The following is a 22,185-nucleotide window of genomic DNA, read 5'->3' on the forward strand; positions in this document are numbered from 1 at the left end:
GGGAAAGCAGCCGTCGGTGAAATTTGCGCGTCTGTGGGAAGAGGTTTTCTACTTCCGCGCGTCATCCAGCGAGTGCTTCATGATCAGCGGCATCTGGCTCAGCGTGAAGACGAGCGTGATCGGCATGATGCCCCAAACCTTGAATGCTACCCAGGCGTCGGTCGAGAAGGTCCGCCAGACGATCTCGTTGACGATGGCCAGGAACAGGAAGAACAGGCCCCAGCGCAAGGTGAGCTTGCGCCAGCCTTCCGCATCGAGCCGGAAGGCCGAATCGAAGACGTAACCGAGCAGCGATCTGCCGAAGAGCAGGCCGCCGAGCAGCACGCCGCCGAACAGCGTGTTGACGATGGTCGGCTTCATTTTGATGAAGACGTCGTCCTGGAGCCACAGCGTGAGGGCGCCGAACACGAAGACAACGATGCCTGAAACCAGCGGCATGATCGGCAGCGAGCGGGTGAGGATCCACGACACCGTAAGCGCTACCGCGGTCGCCACCATGAACAGGGCGGTGGCGAGGAAGATCGGGCCGCCGAATTCGCCGAGAGCGGGAAACCGCGCGATCAGGGCCTCGCCCCGGGTGTTGGCGAAGAAGAAGACAAGGAGCGGACCGAGCTCGAGCGCGAGCTTCAGCAACGGGTTGATTTCCTTCTTCCTCGGGTCGGTCGGATCGCGTTCGAGGATCGGTTCGTCCATCATCATGCCACTCCTGCGATCGCCTTGGCGAAGTCGCTTGCCGAAAACGGTTCGAGATCGTCGACCTGCTCGCCGACGCCGATGAAATAGACCGGCAGCTTATGCTTGGCGGCGATTGCGACCAAAATACCGCCGCGCGCCGTGCCGTCGAGCTTGGTCATGACGAGGCCGTTGACGCCGGCGACATTGCGGAAGATCTCGACCTGGTTCAGCGCGTTCTGGCCGGTGGTCGCATCGACGGTCTGCAGCACGGTATGCGGGGCGTCCGGATCGAGCTTGCCCAGCACGCGCACGATCTTCTCCAGTTCCGCCATCAGCTCGGCCTTGTTCTGCAGCCGGCCGGCCGTGTCGATGATCAGCACGTCGGAGCCGGCCTGCTTGGCCTTTTCGAAAGCGTCGTAGGCAAGGCCGGCGGCATCGGCGCCCAGCTTGGAGGAGACGACCGGAGAGCCCGTCCGCTCGCCCCAGATCTTCAACTGCTCGATCGCGGCGGCGCGGAACGTGTCGCCGGCGGCCAGCGTGACCGCGAGGCCGCCCTCGACCAGCTTGGCGGCGAGCTTGCCGATGGTGGTGGTCTTGCCCGTGCCGTTGACGCCGACGACAAGGATCACATGCGGCTTGTGCGAGAGATCGAGTTCCAGCGGCATGGCCACCGGCATCAGGACCTTCTCCATCTCTTCGGCCATGATGGCGCGCACTTCGTCGTCCGAGACGTTCTTGCCGTAACGTCCGGAGGCGAGCGCGTCGGTGACCCGGATCGCGGTCTCCATGCCGAGATCGGCGCGGATCAGCACGTCCTCCAGATCCTGCAGCGTGTCTTCGTCCAGCTTGCGCTTGGTGAAGACGCCGGCAATGTTGCTCGACAGCTCCTTCGACGAGCGCGACAGGCCCTGCTTGAGCCGCTGGAACCAGGAAAGTTTCGGTGCCGCCTCGACCGGCTTCGCCTCGGCCTTCTGCTGCACTTTCTTCGCGACGGTCACCTTGCCGGCAGGTGTCGGCGAAACGTCCTCTCCCCCCTTGAGGGGGAGATGGTCCGAAGGGCCAGAGGGGGTTGTCTCGGCCGCGCGCGGCGCCTCACCTGCATCGTGCGCCGGCTGTGCTTCGGCCGCAATCGTCTCGGCGATGCTCGGCGGTTCTTCGACAGGCGCGCTGGGCTTTTCGGCAACCGGCTCCGAAACGGCCTCTGCCGAGATCGTCCCGGCAGGGCCAGGCGCTTCCTCGATGGGGGCGTCAGGTTCTGCGGCGACCCCACCCCGATCGGCTTCGCCGATCGACCCTCCCCTCAAGGGGGAGGGGGACGTCGGCGCGGCATCCTCTCCCCCCTTGAGGGGGAGATGGCCCGAAGGGCCAGAGGGGGTTGTCTCGGCCGCGCGCGGCGCTTCGTCCGCGCCTGGCGCCGGCTGCGCATCGGTCGCAATCGTCTGGGCGACGCTCGCCGTTTCTTCGACAGGTGCGCTGGGCTTCTCGGCAACCGGCTCCGAAGCGGCCTCTGCCGAGATCGTCTCGGCAGGGCCAGGCGCTTCCTCGATGGGGGCGTCAGGTTCTGCGGCGACCCCACCCCGATCGGCTTCGCCGATCGACCCTCCCCTCAAGGGGGAGGGGGAGGTCGGCGCGATGTCCTCTCCCCTCTTGAGGGGGAGATGGCCCGAAGGGCCAGAGGGGGTTGCCTCGGCAGCGCGCGTCGTCTCGTCTGCGCCTGGTGCCGGCTGCGCTTCGACCTGCTCCTTTTCCTCAGCCTGCTTGCGGCCGAAGGAAAAGACCTTCTTGATGAAATTGAATGCCATCGAACGTTCCGTCAGGCCGCGCGGGCCGAGAGGGGGGAGGCCAGCAGCTGGCGTCCGTCATGGCCTGTCACCACGGCGTCGACAATGTCGCCGGGCGCGCCGGCCGCGATCGCGGTCAGCGTGAAACCTTCCGTGCGACCGATGCCGTCACGCTCGACGAGGATCGATTGCCGCGTGCCGGCGAGCGTCGCCAGATGCCCGGCATAGGCGGCGTCGCCGGCGGCGCGCAGGCGTGCGGCGCGCGCTTTGACCACGGCCCGGTCGACCTGCGGCATGCGGGCAGCCGGTGTTCCTTCGCGCGGCGAGAAGGGAAAGACGTGGAGATGGGTCAAGCCACATTCCTCGACGATGCCGAGCGAGTTCTGGAACATCGCTTCGGTCTCGGTCGGGAAGCCGGCGATGATGTCGGCCCCGAACACGATGCCGGGGCGCAGTCTGCGCACCTCCTCGCAGAAGCGTATGGAATCGTCGCGCAGATGCCTGCGTTTCATCCTCTTCAGGATCATGTCGTCGCCGGCCTGCAGCGACAGGTGCAGATGCGGCATCAGCCTGTTTTCGTTGGCGATCGCATCGAGCAGGTCGTCATCCGCTTCGATGGAATCGATCGAGGACAACCGCAGCCGCTTCACGTCGGGCACCTGCTTCAGGATCGTCTTGACCAGCTTTCCGAGCCTGGGCGCGCCCGGCAGGTCGGCACCGTAGCTGGTCATGTCGACGCCGGTCAGCACGATCTCGGCGTATCCGTTGCCGGCCAGACGCTTGACCTGCTCGACCACCGCGCCCATCGGCACGGACCGCGAATTGCCGCGGCCGAAGGGGATGATGCAGAAGGTGCAGCGATGGTCGCAGCCGTTCTGGACCTGCACGAAGGCGCGGGCGCGGCCCTCGATCGCGTCGACCATATGCGAGGCGGTCTCGCGCACGCTCATGATGTCGTTCACGCGCGCCTTTTCGGTATCGTTGACGCCGAAGTCGGGCAAAGCGCGGTAGTTGCTCGAGCGCAGCTTCTCCTCATTGCCGAGCACGAGGTCGACCTCGTCCATCGCCACGAAGGCCGCGGGGTCGGTCTGGGCGGCGCAGCCCGTGACGATGATGCGCGCGTCGGGGCTCTCGCGGCGCGCCTTGCGGATCGACTGCTTCGCCTGGCGAACGGCTTCGGCCGTCACCGCGCAGGTGTTGAAGATCACCGCGCCGCCCTTCAGGCTGCCCAGCCCGGCGGTTTCCGCCTCGCGTCGCATCACCTCGGATTCATAGGTGTTCAGCCGGCAGCCGAAGGTGACGATGTCGACCGCCATCAGGCAACGTCCCTTTCGTCGCGGTTCCAGGCACCGGTGGCCGGATCGAAACTGCCGGCGAATTCCCATTCGGCCGGGCCGGTCATGATCACGTGGTCGTCGTCGCGCCACTCGATCAGGAGCGGTCCACCCGGCACGGTCACGGTAACGGCGCGGCCGGTTCGCCGCGTGCGTGCGGCGCTCACCGCGGCCGCGCAAGCGGCCGAGCCGCAGGCCCGGGTCAGGCCGGCGCCGCGCTCCCAGGTGCGAATGGCCATGGCGTCCGGTGCCGTGACCTGCGCGATCGTGATGTTGGCGCGCTCGGGGAAGATCGGATGATTTTCGAGCATCGGACCGAAGCGGTCGAGTTCGTAGGACCAGACGTCGCGGTCGACCCAGAAGATGGCGTGCGGGTTGCCCATCGAGGCAACCGAGGGCGAGTGCAGCACCGGCTTGTCGATGGGGCCGACCTGCAGCTCGATCATGCGCGTGTCGCGGAACTCCTCGGCAAGCGGGATGTCCCGCCAGCCGAAGCGCGGCATGCCCATATCGACCGAGATCATCCCGTCGGCATGCTCGTTCGCGTTGAGGATGCCGGCCACGGTCTCGAAGGTGAAGTGCCTGCGGCCGGTCTCGGCCGACAGGGCCCGCACCACGCAGCGCATGCCGTTGCCGCAGGCCTGCGCGATCGAGCCGTCGGAATTCAGGATCTCGATATAGTTCTCGGTGCCTGATGTGCGCGGATCGTGGATCGCCATGATCTGGTCGAAACGGGTGGCGGGATCGGCATTGAGCGCGACCGCGGCGGCGGGCGAGACGCGGCCGGCGCGACCGCGCATGTCGGCGACGATGATCTCGTTGCCGAGCCCGTTCATCTTTGCGAACTTCGCCCTCGCGGTCATTCCGTTGCTTTTTCGGCCTGTTGCGTTTGGCGCCTATATGGCGGAAACGGCCGGGAATTACCAGTGCGACCCGTTGGAGCGGAGCCGATCAGGGGGCCGGCACGTCCCATACTTCACCCGGCAGCATCGGCCGGAAGCATTCGCGCCCGATGTTGCGCGCCTCGAGTGCGCGCCAGAGCCTGTCGCGCGGCTCCTCGATCGGTTCGTTGGTCAGCGGGAAGGTGCCCCAGTGACAGCCGACGGCCCAGGCGGCCTTGCACAGCAACATTCCCTCGGCCGCCTCGTCGGGATCCTGGTGATGCGGCTCCATGAACCAGCGTGGCGCGTAGGCGCCGATGGGCAGGACGGCAAGGCGGAAACCGCCATGCTTCTGGCCGAGCCGTCGATAGATGCTGCCCCCATGGAAGCCGGTGTCGCCGGCGAAATAGAGCTTTCCGGCAGGGGCCTCGACGACGAAACCGCCCCACAGCGCCATGCGCCGGTCCGCCGCGCCGCGCGCCGACCAGTGATGGGCCGGCTCGACATGGATCGTCACCCGGTCCGTCACCGCCAGGGTCTCTCCCCAGTCTCGGGCGACGACACGCAGGCTCGGCGCGGCGGCATCAAGGATAGCGTCGTTGCCGAGCGGCGTCACCACGAGCGGATCATGTCCGGCGCGGAGCTTCTTCAGCGTGGCGGCGTCCATATGGTCGTAGTGATTGTGGCTCAGAAGCACGAGGTCGATGGGAGGCAGGTCGTCGAAGGCGATGCCGGGTTCGTTCACCCGCTTCGGTCCGGCGAAGGAGAAGGGCGAGACACGCTCCGACCAGACGGGATCGGTGAGCATATTGAGGCCGGCGAACTGGATGAGCAAGGTGGAGTGGCCGACCATGGTGACGCGAAGTTCGTCGCCGGCCACGCGCGCAGCCGGTCGCGCCGAAGGAAAGGGGCTCGGCCAGGAGGCTGGCCACGGCGTGCGCTCCCCGCCCAGTTGCCAGCGCAGGAGGTCGGCGAAACCGGCCGGCGGCCTGCCGCCCGGATTGAAGAACACGCGCCCGTCGAAATGGTCGCTGACATCGCCCTGGAAATAGGGGTTGCGCCTTTTGGTGCGAGTGACGTTTCCGGCCAGAGGTCTCATCCCTGTCGTCTCGAACGTGCAGATCCGCCGCTTTGTTCCATCATCTGATGCCATGTGCCTGGGCGCTGACGCATCCGCGCGACCTCAGTTGCCGTCGCGGTCCTTCCGGGCCGCTCCGCTTCGCGCCAACGAGCGATCCTGTCGACCGTTGGCAATGAACCCGACACGATGGCGCTGGAGCAAGCGGCCCCTCCTGATGCTGACAAAGGCGCTGCCGTTTGGCTAGTCCTTGCTTCGAGATGCGCCTTTGCAGAGCCGACGCCGGCTGGATCGAGGCCCGGACAGAGAGGCCGGCCACGGTGCCGGTCGGCTCCGTCGACAGGCCGTTCGGGCCGCGGGAGGCCCGTCTCACAGCGCCTTGCGGCTGTTTGCGTGCCGAGCAGATCAATCGGTGGGTGAATTCTCCGGGCTGAGCATGCAGCGTGGTAAAATCGCAACATTTGTAGGATCGAAACCGCATTTTAACCATATCCGGTTGCAATTTAGCCAATATCGATGATTTGGGTTCAATGATATCAACGGCCGGAGCGTGGACTGGCTCCGACGGAGGATTTGATGAATTTTTCCAAGACGGGCCTTGTTCTTGTGTCGCTGATGGCGCTGACCGCGGCCGGCTGTTCCAGTTCGCGGTTTTCGACGCTGGATTCCCAGCCGGCGCCGCTGACGCCGGCCCCGTCCGGGACAGTGACAGGCTCCCAACTGCCGCCGCCGGCTGCTCCTGGGACGGACGCCAGCCAGTTCCCGCCGGCGCCAGGCGGGACGAATGTAGCGGCTGCCACGCCGGTCGCGCCGCCGGCCGATGCTCCCGACCTGACCGCCGGCAATGTCGCCGGCGTCTGGAATGCATCGGTCTCGGGCCAGAGCTGCAAGGTCGCCACCCCGCAGACCAAGTTCGGCGCCGGTTTCCGCGCCGGTCCGTTGCGCTGCCCGGCTCCGCTCGACGGCGTCAAGTCGTGGAACGTCAGCGGCAAGCAGCTGACGCTCTATGACGAGAACGGCGGCACGCTCGCCAGGCTCTACTCGTCCGGCCCGGAAAAATTCGACGGTCAGACCGAAGGCGGCGTTCCGGTTTCGCTGACGCGGTGATAGGCATCGTCCAACCCGTTCCAGCCAAGACGACTTCATGCACCATCTGCGCGACGGCATCCAGACACACCCTTCTGTCGCGCAGCGCTATCGCCACCTCGTGGAGACCGGCGCCGTTGAACGCGACGCCGCCCAGGAAGCGGTCGCGGTCGCGCTCGACCGCCTGATCGGAGAAATCGCCTCCAAGAGGCTTGCCGCCAAATCGAGCTCGCTCGGCTGGCTGTTCGGGAAGAAGCGCAAGCCCGAGCCGGTCAAGGGCCTCTACATCCACGGTGCCGTCGGCCGCGGCAAGACCATGCTCATGGACCTGTTCTTCGAGCTCGTGCCGGTGCGGCGCAAGCGCCGCGTCCATTTCAACGATTTCATGGCGGACGTCCAGGATCGGATCCAGAAGCAGCGTCTGGCTCGCAAGAACGGCGAGACCCGGGAGGACGATCCCATCCCGCCGGTGGCCAAGGCACTGGCGGAAGAAGCCTGGGTGCTCTGCTTCGACGAGTTCACGGTGACCGACATCGCCGATGCGATGATCCTGTCGCGCCTGTTCTCGGCGCTGTTCGCCGAGGGCGTGGTGCTGGTCGCTACCTCCAACGTGGTTCCCGTCGAGCTCTATCGCGACGGACTGAACCGCCAGCTCTTCCTGCCCTTCATCGGATTGCTGGAGAGGCATGCGGAGGTCGTCTCGCTCGATGCGATGAAGGATTACCGGCTCGACCGTGTGAACCGCCTGCCGGTCTATCTCGCTCCGGTCGACGCGGCGGCGGACCGCCAGATGGATGTCGCCTGGCAGACGATGACCAACGGCCACGCGCCGGCGCCGGCCGAGATCGGCGTCAAGGGGCGCCATGTCGTCGTGCCGAGGGCCGCTGCGCGCGCTGCGCGCTTCTCCTTCGGCGATCTCTGCGAGAAACCGCTCGGCGCGCGCGACTTCCTGGCGATCGCCGGACGCTACGATACGATTTTCGTCGACCACGTGCCGGTGCTGGCCGAGGCGCGGCGCAACGAAGCCAAGCGTTTCATCCTGCTGATCGACACGCTCTACGACCAGAAGGTACGCCTCGTGATGAGCGCCGAGGCGCCGCCGCAGGAACTCTATCAAGGCAAACGCGGCACCGAGGCCTTCGAATTCGACCGCACGGCCTCACGTCTCATGGAGATGCAGAGCCGCGACTGGCTGGATGCCTGGTCGGAAAGGCATAGGAGCGAAAGGAGCGAATAGCGAGTAGCCAATAGCGAATAGGGATTAGGAAGGCTTGCCGGATCGCCCGCGCCTGTGATGCTGCTCGCTACGCGCTTTCTCTCGATCCCCGTGTCCGGATCATCCTCGAAATCTCCAAATTTTGACGTTTACGTAAATCCCAATCATTATAACCGATTGAAAAACTTGATGCCGAAAGAATCGGTTGAATATTACAGCCGTCGAGGCTATGGCAGCCTCGAAATCCCGGCCCTTCCGGCCCGTCCTCACATGCCTTCCATAGCGCCGTCTGTCGACGGTTTTCAGACAAGGGATACTCTCCAACATGGCACGCAACAAGATCGCCCTCATCGGCTCCGGCATGATCGGCGGCACGCTGGCTCACATGATCGGCCTCAAGGAACTGGGCGACGTCACTCTGTTCGACATCGCCGAAGGCATCCCGCAGGGCAAGGGGCTGGACATCGCCCAGTCCTCGCCGGTGGACGGCTTCGATGCGAGATTCACCGGCGTCAACGACTATGCGGCGATCGAGGGCGCGGATGTGTGCATCGTCACCGCCGGCGTGCCGCGCAAGCCCGGTATGAGCCGTGACGATCTGCTCGGCATCAATCTGAAGGTGATGGAGCAGGTCGGGGCCGGCATCAGGAAATATGCGCCGAAGGCCTTCGTCATCTGCATCACCAACCCGCTCGACGCCATGGTCTGGGCGCTGCAGAAGTTCTCCGGCCTGCCGAAGAGCCATGTCGTCGGTATGGCCGGCGTGCTCGACTCGGCCCGCTTCCGCTACTTCCTCGCCGAGGAGTTCAAGGTCTCGGTCGAGGATGTCACCGCCTTCGTGCTCGGCGGCCACGGCGACACGATGGTGCCGCTCACCCGTTACTCGACGGTGGCCGGCATTCCGCTGCCCGATCTCGTCAAGATGGGCTGGACCTCGAAGGAGAAGCTCGACGCCATCGTGCAGCGCACCCGCGACGGCGGCGCCGAGATCGTCGGCCTGCTGAAGACAGGTTCCGCCTATTACGCGCCGGCCTCTTCGGCGATCGCCATGGCCGAAGCCTATCTCAAGGACAAGAAGCGCGTCCTGCCTTGCGCTGCCTATCTTTCGGGGCAGTACGGGGTCAAGGACATGTATGTCGGCGTGCCGACCGTGATCGGCGCCGGCGGCGTCGAGCGCATCATCGAGATCGACCTCAACAAGGCCGAGCAGAAGATGTTCGAGAATTCGGTGGGGGCGGTGCAGGGCCTGTGCGAGGCCTGCGTCAACATCGCGCCGAATCTCGGCAAGAACTAAGGAGGCGGCTCCCGTGAACATCCACGAATATCAGGGAAAGCAACTGCTGAAGGCCTACGGCCTGCCGGTCGCCGAAGGCGTGGCGGTGCTGAAGGCGGAAGAAGCTGCCGCGGCGGCAAAGGCACTGCCGGGGCCGCTCTATGTGGTCAAGAGCCAGATTCATGCCGGCGGTCGCGGCAAGGGCAAGTTCAAGGAACTCGGCACCGACGCCAAGGGTGGCGTCAGGCTGGCGCGCTCGGCGGACGAGGTCGTGGCCAATGTCAACGAGATGCTCGGAAACACGCTCGTCACCAAGCAGACCGGACCGGCCGGCAAGCAGGTCAACCGCCTCTACATCGAGGACGGGGCCGACATCGACCGCGAACTCTATCTGTCCATCCTGGTCGACCGCACGGTCGGCCGCATCGCCTTCGTCGTCTCGACCGAGGGCGGCATGGACATCGAGGCCGTGGCCCATGACACGCCGGAGAAGATCGTCACGCTGGCGATCGACCCGGACAACGGCGTGACCGGCGAGGACGTGGCCAGGCTCAACGAGGCGCTGAAGCTCTCCGGCGATGCGGCGACGGACGGCGCCCAGGTGTTCCCGGCGCTCTACAAGGCTTTCGTCGAGAAGGACATGAGCCTGCTCGAGATCAACCCGCTGATCGTCATGACCAACGGCCGTCTGCGGCTCCTCGACGCGAAGATCTCCTTCGACAACAACGCGCTTTTCCGGCACCCGGAGGTGATGGAACTGCGCGACACGACCGAAGAGGACGCCAAGGAGATCGAGGCCTCGAAACATGATCTCGCCTATGTCGCGCTCGACGGCAATATCGGCTGCATGGTCAATGGCGCGGGCCTGGCCATGGCGACGATGGATATCATCAAACTCTATGGCGCGGAGCCCGCGAACTTCCTCGATGTCGGCGGCGGCGCGTCGAAGGAGAAGGTGACGGCAGCCTTCAAGATCATCACCGCCGACCCCGCGGTCAAAGGCATCCTCGTCAACATCTTCGGCGGCATCATGAAATGCGATGTCATCGCCGAGGGCGTGATCGCGGCCGTCAAGGAAGTCGGGCTGCAGGTTCCGCTGGTCGTGCGGCTCGAAGGCACCAATGTCGAACTGGGCAAGCGTATCCTCAGGGAGAGCGGCCTGAACGTCATTCCGGCCGACGACCTCGACGACGCGGCGAAGAAGATCGTCGCGGCGGTGAACGGCTAAGGCGCAGGCCTGCCGCGGCGCGCGCCAGGCGCGGCCGCCGCGGCAGGCTTCTCGCCGTCAACCCTATCCCAATCGAACGGACGGAACCCGAATGTCCATTCTCGTCAACAAAGACACCAAGGTCCTGGTTCAGGGCCTGACCGGCAAGACCGGCACCTTCCACACCGAGCAGGCGCTTGCCTACCACGGCACCCAGATGGTCGGCGGCATCCATCCGAAGAAGGGTGGCGAGACCTGGAGGGGCGCCGCCGGAGAGGCCCTGCCTATCTTCTCCTCCGTGGCGGATGGCAAGGAGAAGACCGGCGCCAATGCTTCGGTGGTCTATGTGCCGCCGGCAGGCGCGGCAGAAGCCATCATCGAGGCGATCGAGGCCGAGATCCCGCTGATCGTGTGCATCACCGAGGGCATCCCGGTCATGGACATGGTCAAGGTCAAGGCCAGGCTCGAGAAGTCCAGGTCGCGGCTGATCGGGCCGAACTGCCCCGGCGTGCTCACCCCCGACGAATGCAAGATCGGCATCATGCCGGGCAACATCTTCCGCAAGGGCTCGGTGGGCGTTGTATCGCGCTCGGGAACGCTTACCTATGAGGCCGTGTTCCAGACCACCAATGCGGGGCTCGGCCAGACGACCGCTGTCGGCATCGGCGGCGATCCCGTGAAGGGCACCGAGTTCATCGACGTGCTCGAGATGTTCCTCGCCGACGACGAGACCAAATCGATCATCATGATCGGCGAGATCGGCGGCTCGGCCGAGGAAGATGCCGCGCAGTTCCTGAAGGACGAGGCAAAGCGCGGGCGCCGGAAGCCGATGGCCGGCTTCATCGCCGGGCGCACCGCGCCGGCGGGGCGCACGATGGGTCACGCCGGCGCCGTCATTTCGGGCGGCAAGGGCGGCGCGGAAGACAAGATCGCGGCGATGGAGGCGGCGGGCATCCGCGTCTCGCCATCGCCGGCGAGGCTCGGCACGACGTTGCTCGAGGCGATCAAGGGGTAAGTGAATGGTGAATGGTCAGTGGTGAATGGATGGAAGAGGCAAGCTCGCCCAACTGCGACGCTTCCATTCACCATTCACCATTTTGCCATTCACCCCTGAATAGGAGACGGGGCTGACGCTCCGATCAAGGACATGGCACGGCAAGATCAAGCCAACGACCAGTTTTCCCTCACCTCTTTCCTCTATGGCGGCAATGCCGACTATATCGAGGCGCTCTATTCCAGCTATCAGGACGATCCGTCCTCGGTGAATTCCGAGTGGCGCGACTTCTTCGGCGCGCTGCAGGACGATGCCGGCGACGTCAGGAAAAACGCCAGGGGCGCTTCCTGGTCCACTCCGAGCTGGCCGCTGGTCGCCAATGGCGAGCTCGTCTGCGCGCTCGACGGCAATTGGGGCCTCGTCGAGAAGCACATCGAGAAGAAGGTGAAGGACAAGGCGGCCGCCGCCGGGCTGCCGTTGTCGGATGGCGAGGTGATGCAGGCGACGCGCGATTCCGTGCGCGCCATCATGATGATCCGCGCCTATCGCATGCGCGGCCATCTCCACGCCAATCTGGATCCGCTCGGGCTCGCCAAGCCCATCGAGGACTATGACGAACTGTCGCCGACCTCCTATGGCTTCACCGAGGCGGACTACGACCGCAGGATCTTCATCGACAACGTGCTGGGGCTCGAATATTCGACCATCCGGCAGATGCTGGAGATCCTGGCCCGCACTTATTGCTCAACGCTCGGCGTCGAATTCATGCACATCTCCGACCCCGAGGAGAAGGCCTGGATACAGGAGCGTATCGAAGGCGTCGACAAGGGCATCGCCTTCACCGCGGCCGGCAAGAAGGCGATCCTGCAGAAGCTGATCGAGGCCGAGGGTTTCGAACAGTTCATCGACGTCAAATACAAGGGCACCAAGCGCTTCGGCCTGGACGGCGGAGAATCGCTGATCCCGGCGCTGGAGCAGATCATCAAGCGCGGCGGCTCGCTCGGCATGGAGGAGATCGTGCTGGGCATGGCCCATCGCGGCCGCCTCAACGTGCTCAGCCAGGTCATGGCCAAGCCGCACCGCGCGATCTTCCATGAATTCAAGGGCGGCTCCTTCGCCCCCGATGACGTCGAGGGCTCGGGCGACGTGAAGTACCATCTCGGCGCCTCGTCCGACCGCGAGTTCGACGGCAACAAGGTGCATCTGTCGCTCACCGCCAACCCGTCGCATCTGGAGATCGTCGACCCGGTCGTGATGGGCAAGGCGCGCGCCAAGCAGGACCAGCTCTACGGCCGCACGCGCGAGGAGATCGTGCCGCTCGCCGAACGCGCGAAGGTGTTGCCGCTATTGCTGCACGGCGACGCCGCCTTCGCCGGCCAGGGCGTGATCGCGGAGATTCTCGGCTTGTCCGGCCTGCGCGGCCACCGCGTTGCGGGCACGCTGCATTTCATCATCAACAACCAGATCGGCTTCACGACCAATCCGCGTTTCTCGCGGTCGTCGCCCTACCCGTCCGATGTCGCCAAAATGATCGAGGCGCCGATCTTCCATGTCAACGGCGACGATCCGGAGGCCGTCGTCTACGCGGCCAAGATCGCCATCGAGTTCCGCATGCGGTTCCACAAGCCGGTGGTGATCGACATGTTCTGCTACCGCCGCTTCGGCCACAACGAAGGCGACGAGCCCGCCTTCACCCAGCCGATCATGTACCGCACCATCCGTGCCCACAAGACGACGCTGCAGCTCTACAGCGAGAAGATGATTGCCGAAGGGCTGGCCAGCCAGGCCGAGATCGACAAGATGAAGGCCGACTGGCGGGCGCATCTCGAGGCCGAGTTCGAGGCCGGCCATGCCTACAAGCCGAACAAGGCCGACTGGCTCGACGGCGCCTGGTCGGGCTTGAGGACGGCCGACCAGCAGGATGAACTCCGGCGCGGCAAGACCGCTGTGCCGGCCAAGACGCTGAAGGAGGTCGGCAAGAAGCTCACCGAGGTGCCGAAGGACTTCGAGGTCCACCGCACGATCGGCCGCTTCCTCGACAACCGCCGCCAGGCGATCGAGACGGGCGAGGGCATCGACTGGGCCACCGGCGAGGCGCTGGCCTTCGGCTCGATCCTGCTCGACGGCAACCCGATCCGCCTGTCCGGCCAGGACTCCGAGCGCGGCACCTTCTCGCAGCGCCATTCCGTGCTCTACGACCAGCGCGACGAGACCCGCTACATCCCGCTCAACAACCTGTCGCCGGCCCAGGCCAACTACGAGGTCATCAACTCGATGCTCTCGGAAGAAGCCGTGCTCGGCTTCGAATACGGCTATTCGCTGGCCGAGCCCAAGGCGCTGACGCTGTGGGAAGCCCAGTTCGGCGACTTCGCCAACGGCGCCCAGGTGGTCTTCGACCAGTTCATCTCGTCGGGCGAACGCAAATGGCTCAGAATGTCGGGGCTGGTCTGCCTGCTGCCGCACGGCTATGAGGGCCAGGGGCCGGAGCACTCGTCGGCGCGCCTGGAGCGCTTCCTCCAGCTTTGCGCGGAAGACAACATGCAGGTGGCGAACGTCACCACGCCGGCCAACTATTTCCATATCCTGCGCCGGCAGCTCAAGCGCGACTTCCGCAAGCCGCTGATCCTGATGACGCCGAAGTCGCTGCTGCGCCACAAGCGCGCGGTGTCGACGCTGGCCGACATGTCGGGCGAAAGCGCGTTCCACCGTCTCCTGTGGGACGACGCGCAGAACCTGCCCGGTCAGGCGATCAAGCTGGTCAAGGACTCCAAGATCCGCCGCGTCGTGCTGTGCTCGGGCAAGGTCTATTACGACCTTTACGAGGAGCGTGAGAAGCGCGGCATCAACGATGTCTACCTGCTGCGTGTCGAGCAGCTCTATCCGTTCCCGGCCAAGGCGCTGATCAACGAGCTGTCGCGTTTCCGCAACGCGCAGATGGTGTGGTGCCAGGAGGAACCCAAGAACATGGGAGCCTGGTCGTTCATCGACCCCTATCTGGAATGGGTGCTCGCCCATATCGACGCGAAGCATCAGCGGGTGCGTTACACCGGGCGCCCGGCGGCAGCGTCGCCGGCGACCGGCCTCATGTCCAAGCATCTGGCGCAGCTCGAGGCCTTCCTCGAGGATGCGCTCGGCGAATAACGGTAAAGGCGAGCAGGGAAGATACCATGGCTACCGAAATCCGCGTTCCGACCCTCGGCGAATCCGTTACCGAGGCGACCGTCGGGAAATGGTTCAAGCAGGCAGGGGAAGCCATCGCGGCCGACGAGCCGATCGTCGAGCTCGAGACCGACAAGGTGACGGTCGAGGTGCCCGCGCCCGCTGGCGGCACGCTGGCCGAGATCGCCGTGAAGGAAGGCGAGACGGTGAATGTCGGCGCCCTTCTCGGCTCGATCGCAGCCGGCGGCGCCCCCGCCGCCAAGGCCGCGGCGCCGAAGCCGGAGGCGGTTGCACAAACCGTCGGCCCGGCGGGTGCCGGGACCGTGAAGGAGGCCGGGGCCAAGACCGCGGTGATCGCCGGCGAGCCACCGATCGCCGAACGCAGGATGCCGCCGGCGCCGAGCGCGGCGAAGCTTCTCGCGGAAGCCAACATCGCCGTCGACCAGGTCGCCGGCTCCGGCAAGCGCGGGCAGGTGCTGAAGGGCGACGTGCTCGACGCGATCGCCAGGGGCGTCGCCGCACAGCCCGCCCAGGCTGCCGTGCCTGTCTCGGTACGGGCCCCGTCGCCGGCCGACGACGAGGCGCGCGAGGAGCGCGTGCGCATGACCAAGCTGCGCCAGACCATCGCGCGCCGGCTCAAGGAGGCGCAGTCGACCGCGGCCATGCTCACCACCTTCAACGAGGTGGACATGAAGGCGGTGATGGATTTGCGGACCAAGTACAAAGACGTCTTCGAGAAGAAGCACGGCGTGAAGCTCGGCTTCATGGGCTTCTTCACCAAGGCCGTGACGCATGCGCTGAAGGAGATTCCGGCGGTCAATGCCGAGATCGACGGTACCGACATCATCTACAAGAACTATGCCCATATCGGCGTGGCCGTGGGCACCGACAAGGGTCTGGTCGTGCCTGTCGTCCGCAACGCCGATTCCATGAGCATCGCCGAGATCGAGAAGGAGATCGGCCGGCTCGGCGTCGCGGCCCGCGACGGCAAGCTTGCCGTCGCGGACATGCAGGGCGGCACCTTCACCATCTCCAACGGCGGCGTCTACGGTTCGCTGATGTCGACCCCGATCCTCAATGCGCCGCAGTCGGGCATCCTCGGCATGCACAAGATCCAGGAACGGCCGATGGTCGTCGGTGGCCAGATCGTGATCCGCCCGATGATGTATCTGGCGCTGAGCTACGATCACCGCATCGTCGACGGCAAGGAGGCTGTGACCTTCCTGGTGCGCGTCAAGGAGAGCCTCGAGGATCCGGAGCGGCTGGTACTGGATCTGTAGGAGACCAGGCCGATGCCGGACGGCCGCCCCGGGGATCACCCGCTGACGGACATCTCCATTCACGGCGAGGAGATCTTCGACCGCGAGACCAATGCGCGCATCCGGCGGCTCGTCAACGGCGCGCCGCCGCATCTGCTCGAGATCCTCGACGATCTCGTCTGGCACTGGCCGCGCCCGCGCAATCATGAAAGCGACTGGGGCGAACTGATCAATGCGGACGATTTTGCCCGCGTGATCGAAGGCCTCGAGCGGGCCTGGCGGAATATGGCCGGCGGGCGCGATTGACGTCCGCGTTCTGCCGGGGCCAAATCGCGGCGAAGCGAGGAGAGGATCATCGGGCATGGCCTTCGAACCCGACATTCCACCGATCCAGGTTCACCTCTGCGTCAAGGGCGGCAAGGCGGCGATCGCCTTCTACGAGGCCGCGTTCGGCGCAGTCGAGACTTATGAGCAGATGGCCGAGGACGGCGAGCGTGTGCTGCATGCCAACCTTTCCGTCTTCGGCAGCGAGGTCATGCTGCACGATGAATTCCCGGAATTCGTAGCGGACGTGATGTCGCCGCACTCGCGTGGCGGCGCGAGCCTGTCGATCAACGTCAATCTGAAGTCGCCGCAGGAGGTCGACAAGGCGATCGAGCGCGCCGTCGCGGCGGGTGCTGGGGTGACCATGCCGGCCGACGACATGTTCTGGGGCGCCAGATACGGCAAGATCCAGGACCCGTTCGGCCATGTCTGGGCCTTCAACGCGCCGCTGGGGAAGGCTGGATGACGCTTCGTGAGGGCGCGTCGGCCGCCACCTTTCTCGCAGTGTTTGCGGTTGCGGCCGCGCCTGCACGGGCGGCTTGTCCGATCGAACTCGCCGTGTTCGGCGATCGTGACGAAGCCGCCTCCGTCGAGTTCGTTCCGACCGGAGAAAGTGCCGCCGTCACCAATACGTTCCGCATGGAGCTCGGCGACGGCGTCGTGCTCGACGGCATCGTGATGTGGTCGGCCGATGTGTCGCGCCCGAACGGGATGCTGATGCACGACTGCCCCGAGGGCGACGTGACCGGGGAGGAACTCGCCGCCTGCACGGCATGGCAGGGCGTCATCTACACGGCGGACGCCTCGGGCGGCATCGGCCTGCTGCCGGCGGAAGGGACGGCCGCGCCCAGGACCTTGATCTTCCCCGATCTCGGCCCGGCGCTCAGGCATTCGTCAGCGTATCGCGACCAGGGGTCTTCAAAGCTGCCCTGGGACGTTTTCGCATTGAAGGGTTGCCAGGAATGAATGGGTCTGCGGTGGCACCTCGCCCCGGCGGACCATAAATGGAGTTCGGCCGGACGGCCCCAACCAACAGGAACGAGAATGACTTACGACGTCGTGGTGATCGGAACCGGCCCGGGGGGCTATGTCTGCGCGATCAAGGCCGCGCAGCTCGGATTGAAGACGGCCGTGGTGGAGAAGCGCCTGACGCATGGCGGGACCTGCGTCAATGTCGGCTGCATTCCGTCCAAGGCGCTGCTGCATGCGTCCGAGGTCTTCATGGAGGCCGGACACTCCTTCCAGGCGCTCGGCGTGGAGGTCGGCAAGCCGAAGCTCAACCTCAGGCAGATGCTCGCGCACAAGACGCAGACGGTCGACCAGAACGTCAAGGGCCTCGATTTCCTGATGAAGAAGAACAAGATCGAGGTGCTGCGCGGCACCGGCCGCATCATGGAGGCGGGCAAGGTCGCGATCACCGGCGACGACGGCAAGATCGTAGAGGTCGAGACGAAGAACATTGTCATCGCGACGGGCTCCGACGTGAACGGCATTCCCGGCGTCAAGATCGACTTCGACGAGAAGGTCATCGTCTCCTCGACCGGCGCCCTGGACCTGGAGAAGGTGCCCGGCCATCTGGTCGTCGTCGGTGGCGGCGTCATCGGCCTGGAGCTCGGCTCGGTCTGGGCGCGGCTCGGCGCCAAGGTCACGGTCGTCGAGTTCCTGGACACGATCCTGGCGGGCATGGACGGTGAGGTGGCCAAGCAGTTCCAGCGCATGCTGGCCAAGCAGGGCTTCGACTTCAAGCTCGGCGCCAAGGTGACTGACGTCGCCAGGGCCAAGAAGGGCGCGAGCGTCACGTTCGAGCCAGTGAAGGGCGGCGCGGCCGAGACGATCGACGCCGACGTGGTGCTGATCGCAACCGGCCGCAAACCCTATACCGAGGGGCTGGGCCTTGCCGAGGCGGGCGTGGCGGTGGATGATCGCGGCCGGGTCGAGACCGACGCGCATCTGAGGACCAATGTCCCGGGGATCTATGCCATCGGCGATGTGATCGCCGGGCCCATGCTCGCCCACAAGGCGGAGGACGAGGGTGTCGCGGTCGCCGAGATGATCGCCGGCCAGTCCGGACATGTGAATTACGAGGTGATCCCCAGCGTCGTCTACACCAGCCCTGAAGTCGCGTCGGTCGGCAGGACGGAGGAGCAGCTGAAGGCCGAGGGCGTCGCCTACAAGGCCGGCAAGTTCCCTTTCTCGGCCAACGGCCGCGCGCGCGCCTCCCTCCATACCGACGGCTTCGTGAAGATACTGGCCGACAAGGACACGGACCGCGTGCTCGGCGCCCACATCGTCGGCTTCGGCGCCGGCGAGATGATCCACGAGGCCGCTGTGCTGATGGAGTTCGGCGGCTCGTCGGAGGATCTCGCGCGCACCTGTCATGCCCATCCGACCATGTCGGAGGCCGTCAAGGAGGCGGCGCTGGCAACCTTCTTCAAGCCGATCCATATCTGATACCGACGCTCGACAGGATTCACCGTTGGATCGCGCGACTGCGTGACCCCACGCCGGGCGGCGCCGTCGATCGAGGCAAGGTGGGTGCGCGAGCATCCGCCTGGCGTGGCTGTGTCGGCATCCACGCCCGTTGTAATGACGCGATGTTGGCCGCGGGCAAAAAACGCATCGCGTCCCCGCCCGAATATAAGGTTCGGCAAGATATAGGCCGCCGGTCGGATCAGAGCAGCCAATAAACGGCCCCGCCACGGCGGGCCGTATTCATGCCCGCTGCCCTACTGAGCCGGAGCCGGCTCCGTCGGGGCGGCCGGCTGCGTCGCGGACGGTGCCGCCGGCGTGCTCGGCGTCGAAGGTTCAGCCGGTGCAGGGGTCGCAGGTTCCGTCGCCGCCGGCGGGTTCGCGGTCGTCGTGGTCTGGGTGCCGCTGGGGCCGAACAGGAAATATGCTATCGCGGCTAGAACGAGCACGATGGCCGCGATGATGACGCTGGTGCCCATGCCGCGTTCCTGACGCACTGGATTGCGAACCGGAGCGACGTCTTCGACAGGCGGCTGATTGCCGGGCGGATTCCGGGGATCGTCGGGTGGCTTCTGGGGATCGTTGTCTCCCCGCGCGGGATTGGCCATGAAATGATCCTCCGTCGGTTGCAACGACGGATAACGTTTCATTGCCGGTTCGGTTTCAAAAGGGCACGCAAGCATAAGAGGCTATGTCGGGCGCATCCTTGCCCGACATAGCCATGCAATTCCCGAAGGAGCGGTGCGGTCAGCCTCGCTCGTCGTCGGCGTCCTTCGCCCGGTCGGCCCGCACCGCATCTGTCGCCGCCGTGCTTTCCGGTGTCGACATGGTCTGCGAGGTGGCACTCGTACCGGCCACGGTCATGTTGTCGGTCTTGGCGGCGGAATGCATGAATTCGCAGGCATTCGCGCCCGCAATGGAGAGGCCAAGGGCTGCGGCCACAAGCAGGGCTTTCGTCATCCTCTTCATCCTGTCTCGATTGCGACGACAGACGCTAACAAAGCCTCGCCGCTGCGCCAAATCACGCTTTGCGTGAAGTGGTCCGTTCAGCCGGCAGGGGAGACAGTGTAGCCGGCCTTGCGGAACAGTTCGACCAGGCCGTCCGGTCCCGGCAGGTGCAGCGCGCCGACCGCTATGAAGGCATTGCCGGCCGCCAGCAGCGGCTCGGCCTTCCCGGCCATCGTCTTGTTGCGCTCGGTGATCATCGCCTCTTCGAAGGCGGCGTAACCGGCCTCGTCGCCGGCGGCGTCCGGCAGCGCGGCACGGAACAAGGGCCAGTACATGCCCATATCGCCCCGCAGATAGAGCGTGATCATGGTCTCGACGATGTCGTCCATCCTGTCGCCGAGTTTTAACGTCTCGACGAGGCCCTCCAGATGGAAATCCATCGGCAGCGAGGCCATCGCCTCGAGCTGCTCGGTCGCCGTCTCCAGGCCTTCCAGCTTCTTGCCGCTGGCCTCCGCGTCCTTGGCCAGCTTGACGTCGAGCACCGGTGCGCCCGCCGCCTTGCGCGCCGTTTCGCAGGCCGGCAAGACCGCCATTGTCGCAAGGATCCACGGCTTCATCTTGATCACGCTGGCGAGCGGGATGCCGCGCTTCGCGAGAGCCGCATCGACGACCGCGGCATCCTCCGGGGACAAGAGCGACGGCAGCGTGGTGTCGTCGGTGAACATCGTCAGTTCGGGCTTCTTCATCACGGCAGCCATCATGCGGGCCGGGTCGACCACGTCGGTCGTCTCGATGACCACCGTCTGCGACGCGTCGAAGGCGCGCTGGGCGGCGGGGGGCAGCGAGGTCACGCGCGGATCGGTCATGTGCATGGTGCCGAACAGGAAGGAGGGCGCCCGGCCTTCCTTCTCCAGCTTCCACAACAGCCCCTTTCCATTGACTGTCGCGGCGGCCTCCTGCTCGATCCTGCGGAACGTGTCCGGGTCATCCGTCCTGATCGACGCCATGAGATCCTTTCCGGTGCATTCCGGCATCTCGGCGCGGGCCTGGCCCGAGGCAAGCGTGGCGACGGCCATGAAGGACAACAAGAACAATACGTTGATCGCCGCGAGCAGCTTCAACCACAGGACTGCCGAATGATCTGCCATGGCGACGACGCGTTTCATGTCCCGACCCCCCGGGCAGGTTTGCGTGGCTCGCCCGCTCTCCACCTGCTGCATGCCTTGCAAAACCGTGGCGCACTTCTCCGAAACCTGCATAGGACGCAAAAACGGCGAAACAGTTAACCGGCGTCGGGAAATTGTCCCGACAACGCCGCGCCCTAACCGGGCTTGCGTGGCTTCGCCCACGCTTCACCTGCTTGGCCACTTCTTTTTGCCGCAGGTTTTTGCCGGAAAACCGTGGGACACTTTTTCGAAACCTGCTTATGCACGCGGGTGGGCGGCCTCGTAGATGTCGAGCAGCCGCGCCGTGTCGACCCCGGTATAGATCTGCGTCGTCGACAGGCTGGCATGGCCGAGCAGTTCCTGGATCGCGCGAAGATCGCCGCCGCGGCCCAGCAGATGCGTGGCGAAGGAGTGGCGCAGCGCGTGCGGCGTGGCCGTTTCGGGCAGGTCGAGGGCCGAACGCAGCTTGCGCATCTCGCGCTGGATGATCGCGGGATTGAGCGCGCCGCCGCGCGCTCCGCGAAAAAGCGGTCCCTGCGCGTCGATCCGATAGGGGCAGAGCCGGCGATACTCAGCGACGGCCCGGAGAGCGACGGGAAGCACCGGCACCAGGCGCGTCTTGCCGCCCTTGCCTGATATCCTCAGCACCGTCTCGCCTTCGTTCGACAGGTCCTCGCCGCCGAGCGCCAGCGCCTCCGAGATGCGCAGGCCCGATCCGTAAAGCAGCGTCAGTACGGCGGCGTTGCGGACGGCGATCCAGGGCTCCTCCGCGAACTGCTCTTCGGCCGAGACGACACGCCGGGCATCCTGCGCCGTGAGCGGCTTGGGAAGCGATTTCGGCTGTTTCGGCGCACGCAGCGCCGCGGCGCCGGCGGCATTGACCTGGCCCCGGCGCTCCAGGAACCGCAGCAGCGAGCGCAACCCTGCGAGGCCGCGCCCGAGCGTGCTGGCTCCGGCTCCGCCTGTGCGGCGAAAGGCTAGGAAGGCGCGAAGATCGGCCGGACGCAATTCCTTGATGTCGGCAATTCCGGGCGGGCCGCCATTGTGGCCCGTGATGAATTGGAGGAACTGGCGCGTGTCGCGCTCGTAAGCCTCGACGGTGAGCGCCGACAGCCGCCTTTCGCGCGCGAGCGACTTTAGCCAGTCGGTCCGCGCCGCCTGGAGATCCTCCCTGGCGGAGATCAGAAACTCCTGCTGTTGCGCCATCGAACCGCCATCGCCGATGCTGTTTCGGAAGACTTCCACTTCGCCAGCTTCGGGTTAAGGAATCGACAATCTTGCGCTCGCGTCCGGATGCTCGACCTTGTCGAGAGGGGCGAGTCTGCCCGAACGGAT

General features: G+C 65.6%; 20 protein-coding genes. 11 read left to right on the forward strand and 9 right to left on the reverse strand.

Annotated elements, in window-relative coordinates; all coding sequences use genetic code 11:
• Positions 1-48 precede the first annotated feature (48 nt).
• From JN280_RS09780 to JN280_RS09800, 5 genes are all read right to left on the reverse strand, one after another.
• Positions 49-693, reverse strand: a complete 645-nt coding sequence (locus JN280_RS09780; RefSeq protein WP_202314666.1) for a septation protein A — start codon at positions 691-693, stop codon at positions 49-51.
• A gap of 2 nt (positions 694-695) precedes the next feature.
• Positions 696-2,477, reverse strand: a complete 1,782-nt coding sequence (gene ftsY / locus JN280_RS09785; RefSeq protein WP_202311786.1) for a signal recognition particle-docking protein FtsY — start codon at positions 2,475-2,477, stop codon at positions 696-698.
• A gap of 11 nt (positions 2,478-2,488) precedes the next feature.
• Entirely contained in the window at positions 2,489-3,772 is a 1,284-nt protein-coding gene (mtaB, locus tag JN280_RS09790; protein WP_202311788.1) for a tRNA (N(6)-L-threonylcarbamoyladenosine(37)-C(2))-methylthiotransferase MtaB, read from the reverse strand.
• Entirely contained in the window at positions 3,772-4,653 is an 882-nt protein-coding gene (gene dapF / locus JN280_RS09795; RefSeq protein ID WP_202311789.1) for a diaminopimelate epimerase, read from the reverse strand. The genes mtaB and dapF overlap by 1 nt, the downstream gene beginning before the upstream one ends.
• Positions 4,654-4,741: 88 nt before the next feature.
• Positions 4,742-5,770 (reverse strand): MBL fold metallo-hydrolase, encoded by a 1,029-nt coding sequence (locus tag JN280_RS09800; RefSeq protein WP_202311790.1) that lies wholly within the window; start codon positions 5,768-5,770, stop codon positions 4,742-4,744.
• 555 nt (positions 5,771-6,325) lie between these two features.
• Here JN280_RS09800 and JN280_RS09805 point away from each other — a divergent pair.
• From JN280_RS09805 to lpdA, 11 genes are all read left to right on the forward strand, one after another.
• A complete protein-coding gene (locus tag JN280_RS09805) occupies positions 6,326-6,856 on the forward strand; it encodes an AprI/Inh family metalloprotease inhibitor (protein WP_202311791.1) in 531 nt (176 codons plus the stop codon).
• Positions 6,857-6,893: 37 nt separating this feature from the next.
• Positions 6,894-8,072, forward strand: coding sequence for a cell division protein ZapE (gene zapE / locus JN280_RS09810; RefSeq protein ID WP_202311792.1), 1,179 nt, complete (start codon positions 6,894-6,896; stop codon positions 8,070-8,072).
• A gap of 304 nt (positions 8,073-8,376) precedes the next feature.
• Positions 8,377-9,345, forward strand: a complete 969-nt coding sequence (gene mdh, locus JN280_RS09815; protein WP_202311793.1) for a malate dehydrogenase — start codon at positions 8,377-8,379, stop codon at positions 9,343-9,345.
• Between the two features lie 13 nt (positions 9,346-9,358).
• Positions 9,359-10,552, forward strand: coding sequence for an ADP-forming succinate--CoA ligase subunit beta (gene sucC / locus JN280_RS09820; RefSeq protein WP_202311794.1), 1,194 nt, complete (start codon positions 9,359-9,361; stop codon positions 10,550-10,552).
• A gap of 91 nt (positions 10,553-10,643) precedes the next feature.
• Positions 10,644-11,546: a succinate--CoA ligase subunit alpha gene (gene sucD, locus JN280_RS09825; protein WP_202311795.1), complete on the forward strand. Its 903-nt coding sequence runs from the start codon at positions 10,644-10,646 to the stop codon at positions 11,544-11,546.
• 132 nt (positions 11,547-11,678) lie between these two features.
• Positions 11,679-14,666 (forward strand): 2-oxoglutarate dehydrogenase E1 component, encoded by a 2,988-nt coding sequence (locus tag JN280_RS09830; protein ID WP_202311797.1) that lies wholly within the window; start codon positions 11,679-11,681, stop codon positions 14,664-14,666.
• Positions 14,667-14,692: 26 nt separating this feature from the next.
• Positions 14,693-15,964 carry a 2-oxoglutarate dehydrogenase complex dihydrolipoyllysine-residue succinyltransferase gene (odhB, locus tag JN280_RS09835; protein WP_202311799.1) on the forward strand — a complete coding sequence of 424 codons (1,272 nt, stop codon included), beginning with the start codon at positions 14,693-14,695 and terminating at the stop codon, positions 15,962-15,964.
• 12 nt (positions 15,965-15,976) lie between these two features.
• The gene (locus JN280_RS09840) at positions 15,977-16,249 is read left to right on the forward strand and encodes a hypothetical protein (protein ID WP_202311801.1); all 273 of its coding nucleotides are present in this window, start codon (positions 15,977-15,979) and stop codon (positions 16,247-16,249) included.
• A gap of 55 nt (positions 16,250-16,304) precedes the next feature.
• A complete protein-coding gene (locus JN280_RS09845; protein WP_202311803.1) occupies positions 16,305-16,733 on the forward strand; it encodes a VOC family protein in 429 nt (142 codons plus the stop codon).
• The gene (locus JN280_RS09850) at positions 16,730-17,233 is read left to right on the forward strand and encodes a hypothetical protein (protein WP_202311805.1); all 504 of its coding nucleotides are present in this window, start codon (positions 16,730-16,732) and stop codon (positions 17,231-17,233) included. The genes JN280_RS09845 and JN280_RS09850 overlap by 4 nt, the downstream gene beginning before the upstream one ends.
• 78 nt (positions 17,234-17,311) lie before the next feature.
• Complete coding sequence (gene lpdA / locus JN280_RS09855; protein ID WP_202311807.1) at positions 17,312-18,718, forward strand: dihydrolipoyl dehydrogenase; 1,407 nt, start codon at positions 17,312-17,314, stop codon at positions 18,716-18,718.
• Positions 18,719-18,993: 275 nt separating this feature from the next.
• On the opposite strand, the gene JN280_RS39370 is transcribed toward lpdA, so the two are convergent.
• From JN280_RS39370 to JN280_RS09875, 4 genes are all read right to left on the reverse strand, one after another.
• Positions 18,994-19,344 (reverse strand): hypothetical protein, encoded by a 351-nt coding sequence (locus JN280_RS39370; RefSeq protein WP_244743164.1) that lies wholly within the window; start codon positions 19,342-19,344, stop codon positions 18,994-18,996.
• A gap of 139 nt (positions 19,345-19,483) precedes the next feature.
• Positions 19,484-19,696 carry a hypothetical protein gene (locus JN280_RS09865; protein WP_202311809.1) on the reverse strand — a complete coding sequence of 71 codons (213 nt, stop codon included), beginning with the start codon at positions 19,694-19,696 and terminating at the stop codon, positions 19,484-19,486.
• An 86-nt stretch (positions 19,697-19,782) separates the two neighbouring features.
• Positions 19,783-20,850 (reverse strand): TraB/GumN family protein, encoded by a 1,068-nt coding sequence (locus JN280_RS09870; protein WP_202311810.1) that lies wholly within the window; start codon positions 20,848-20,850, stop codon positions 19,783-19,785.
• Between the two features lie 258 nt (positions 20,851-21,108).
• Positions 21,109-22,056, reverse strand: a complete 948-nt coding sequence (locus tag JN280_RS09875; RefSeq protein ID WP_202314668.1) for a tyrosine recombinase XerC — start codon at positions 22,054-22,056, stop codon at positions 21,109-21,111.
• Between the last annotated feature and the right edge of the window lie 129 nt (positions 22,057-22,185).

This window comes from Mesorhizobium sp. L-8-10 (genome assembly GCF_016756635.1).
In the GTDB taxonomy this organism is placed as follows: domain Bacteria; phylum Pseudomonadota; class Alphaproteobacteria; order Rhizobiales; family Rhizobiaceae.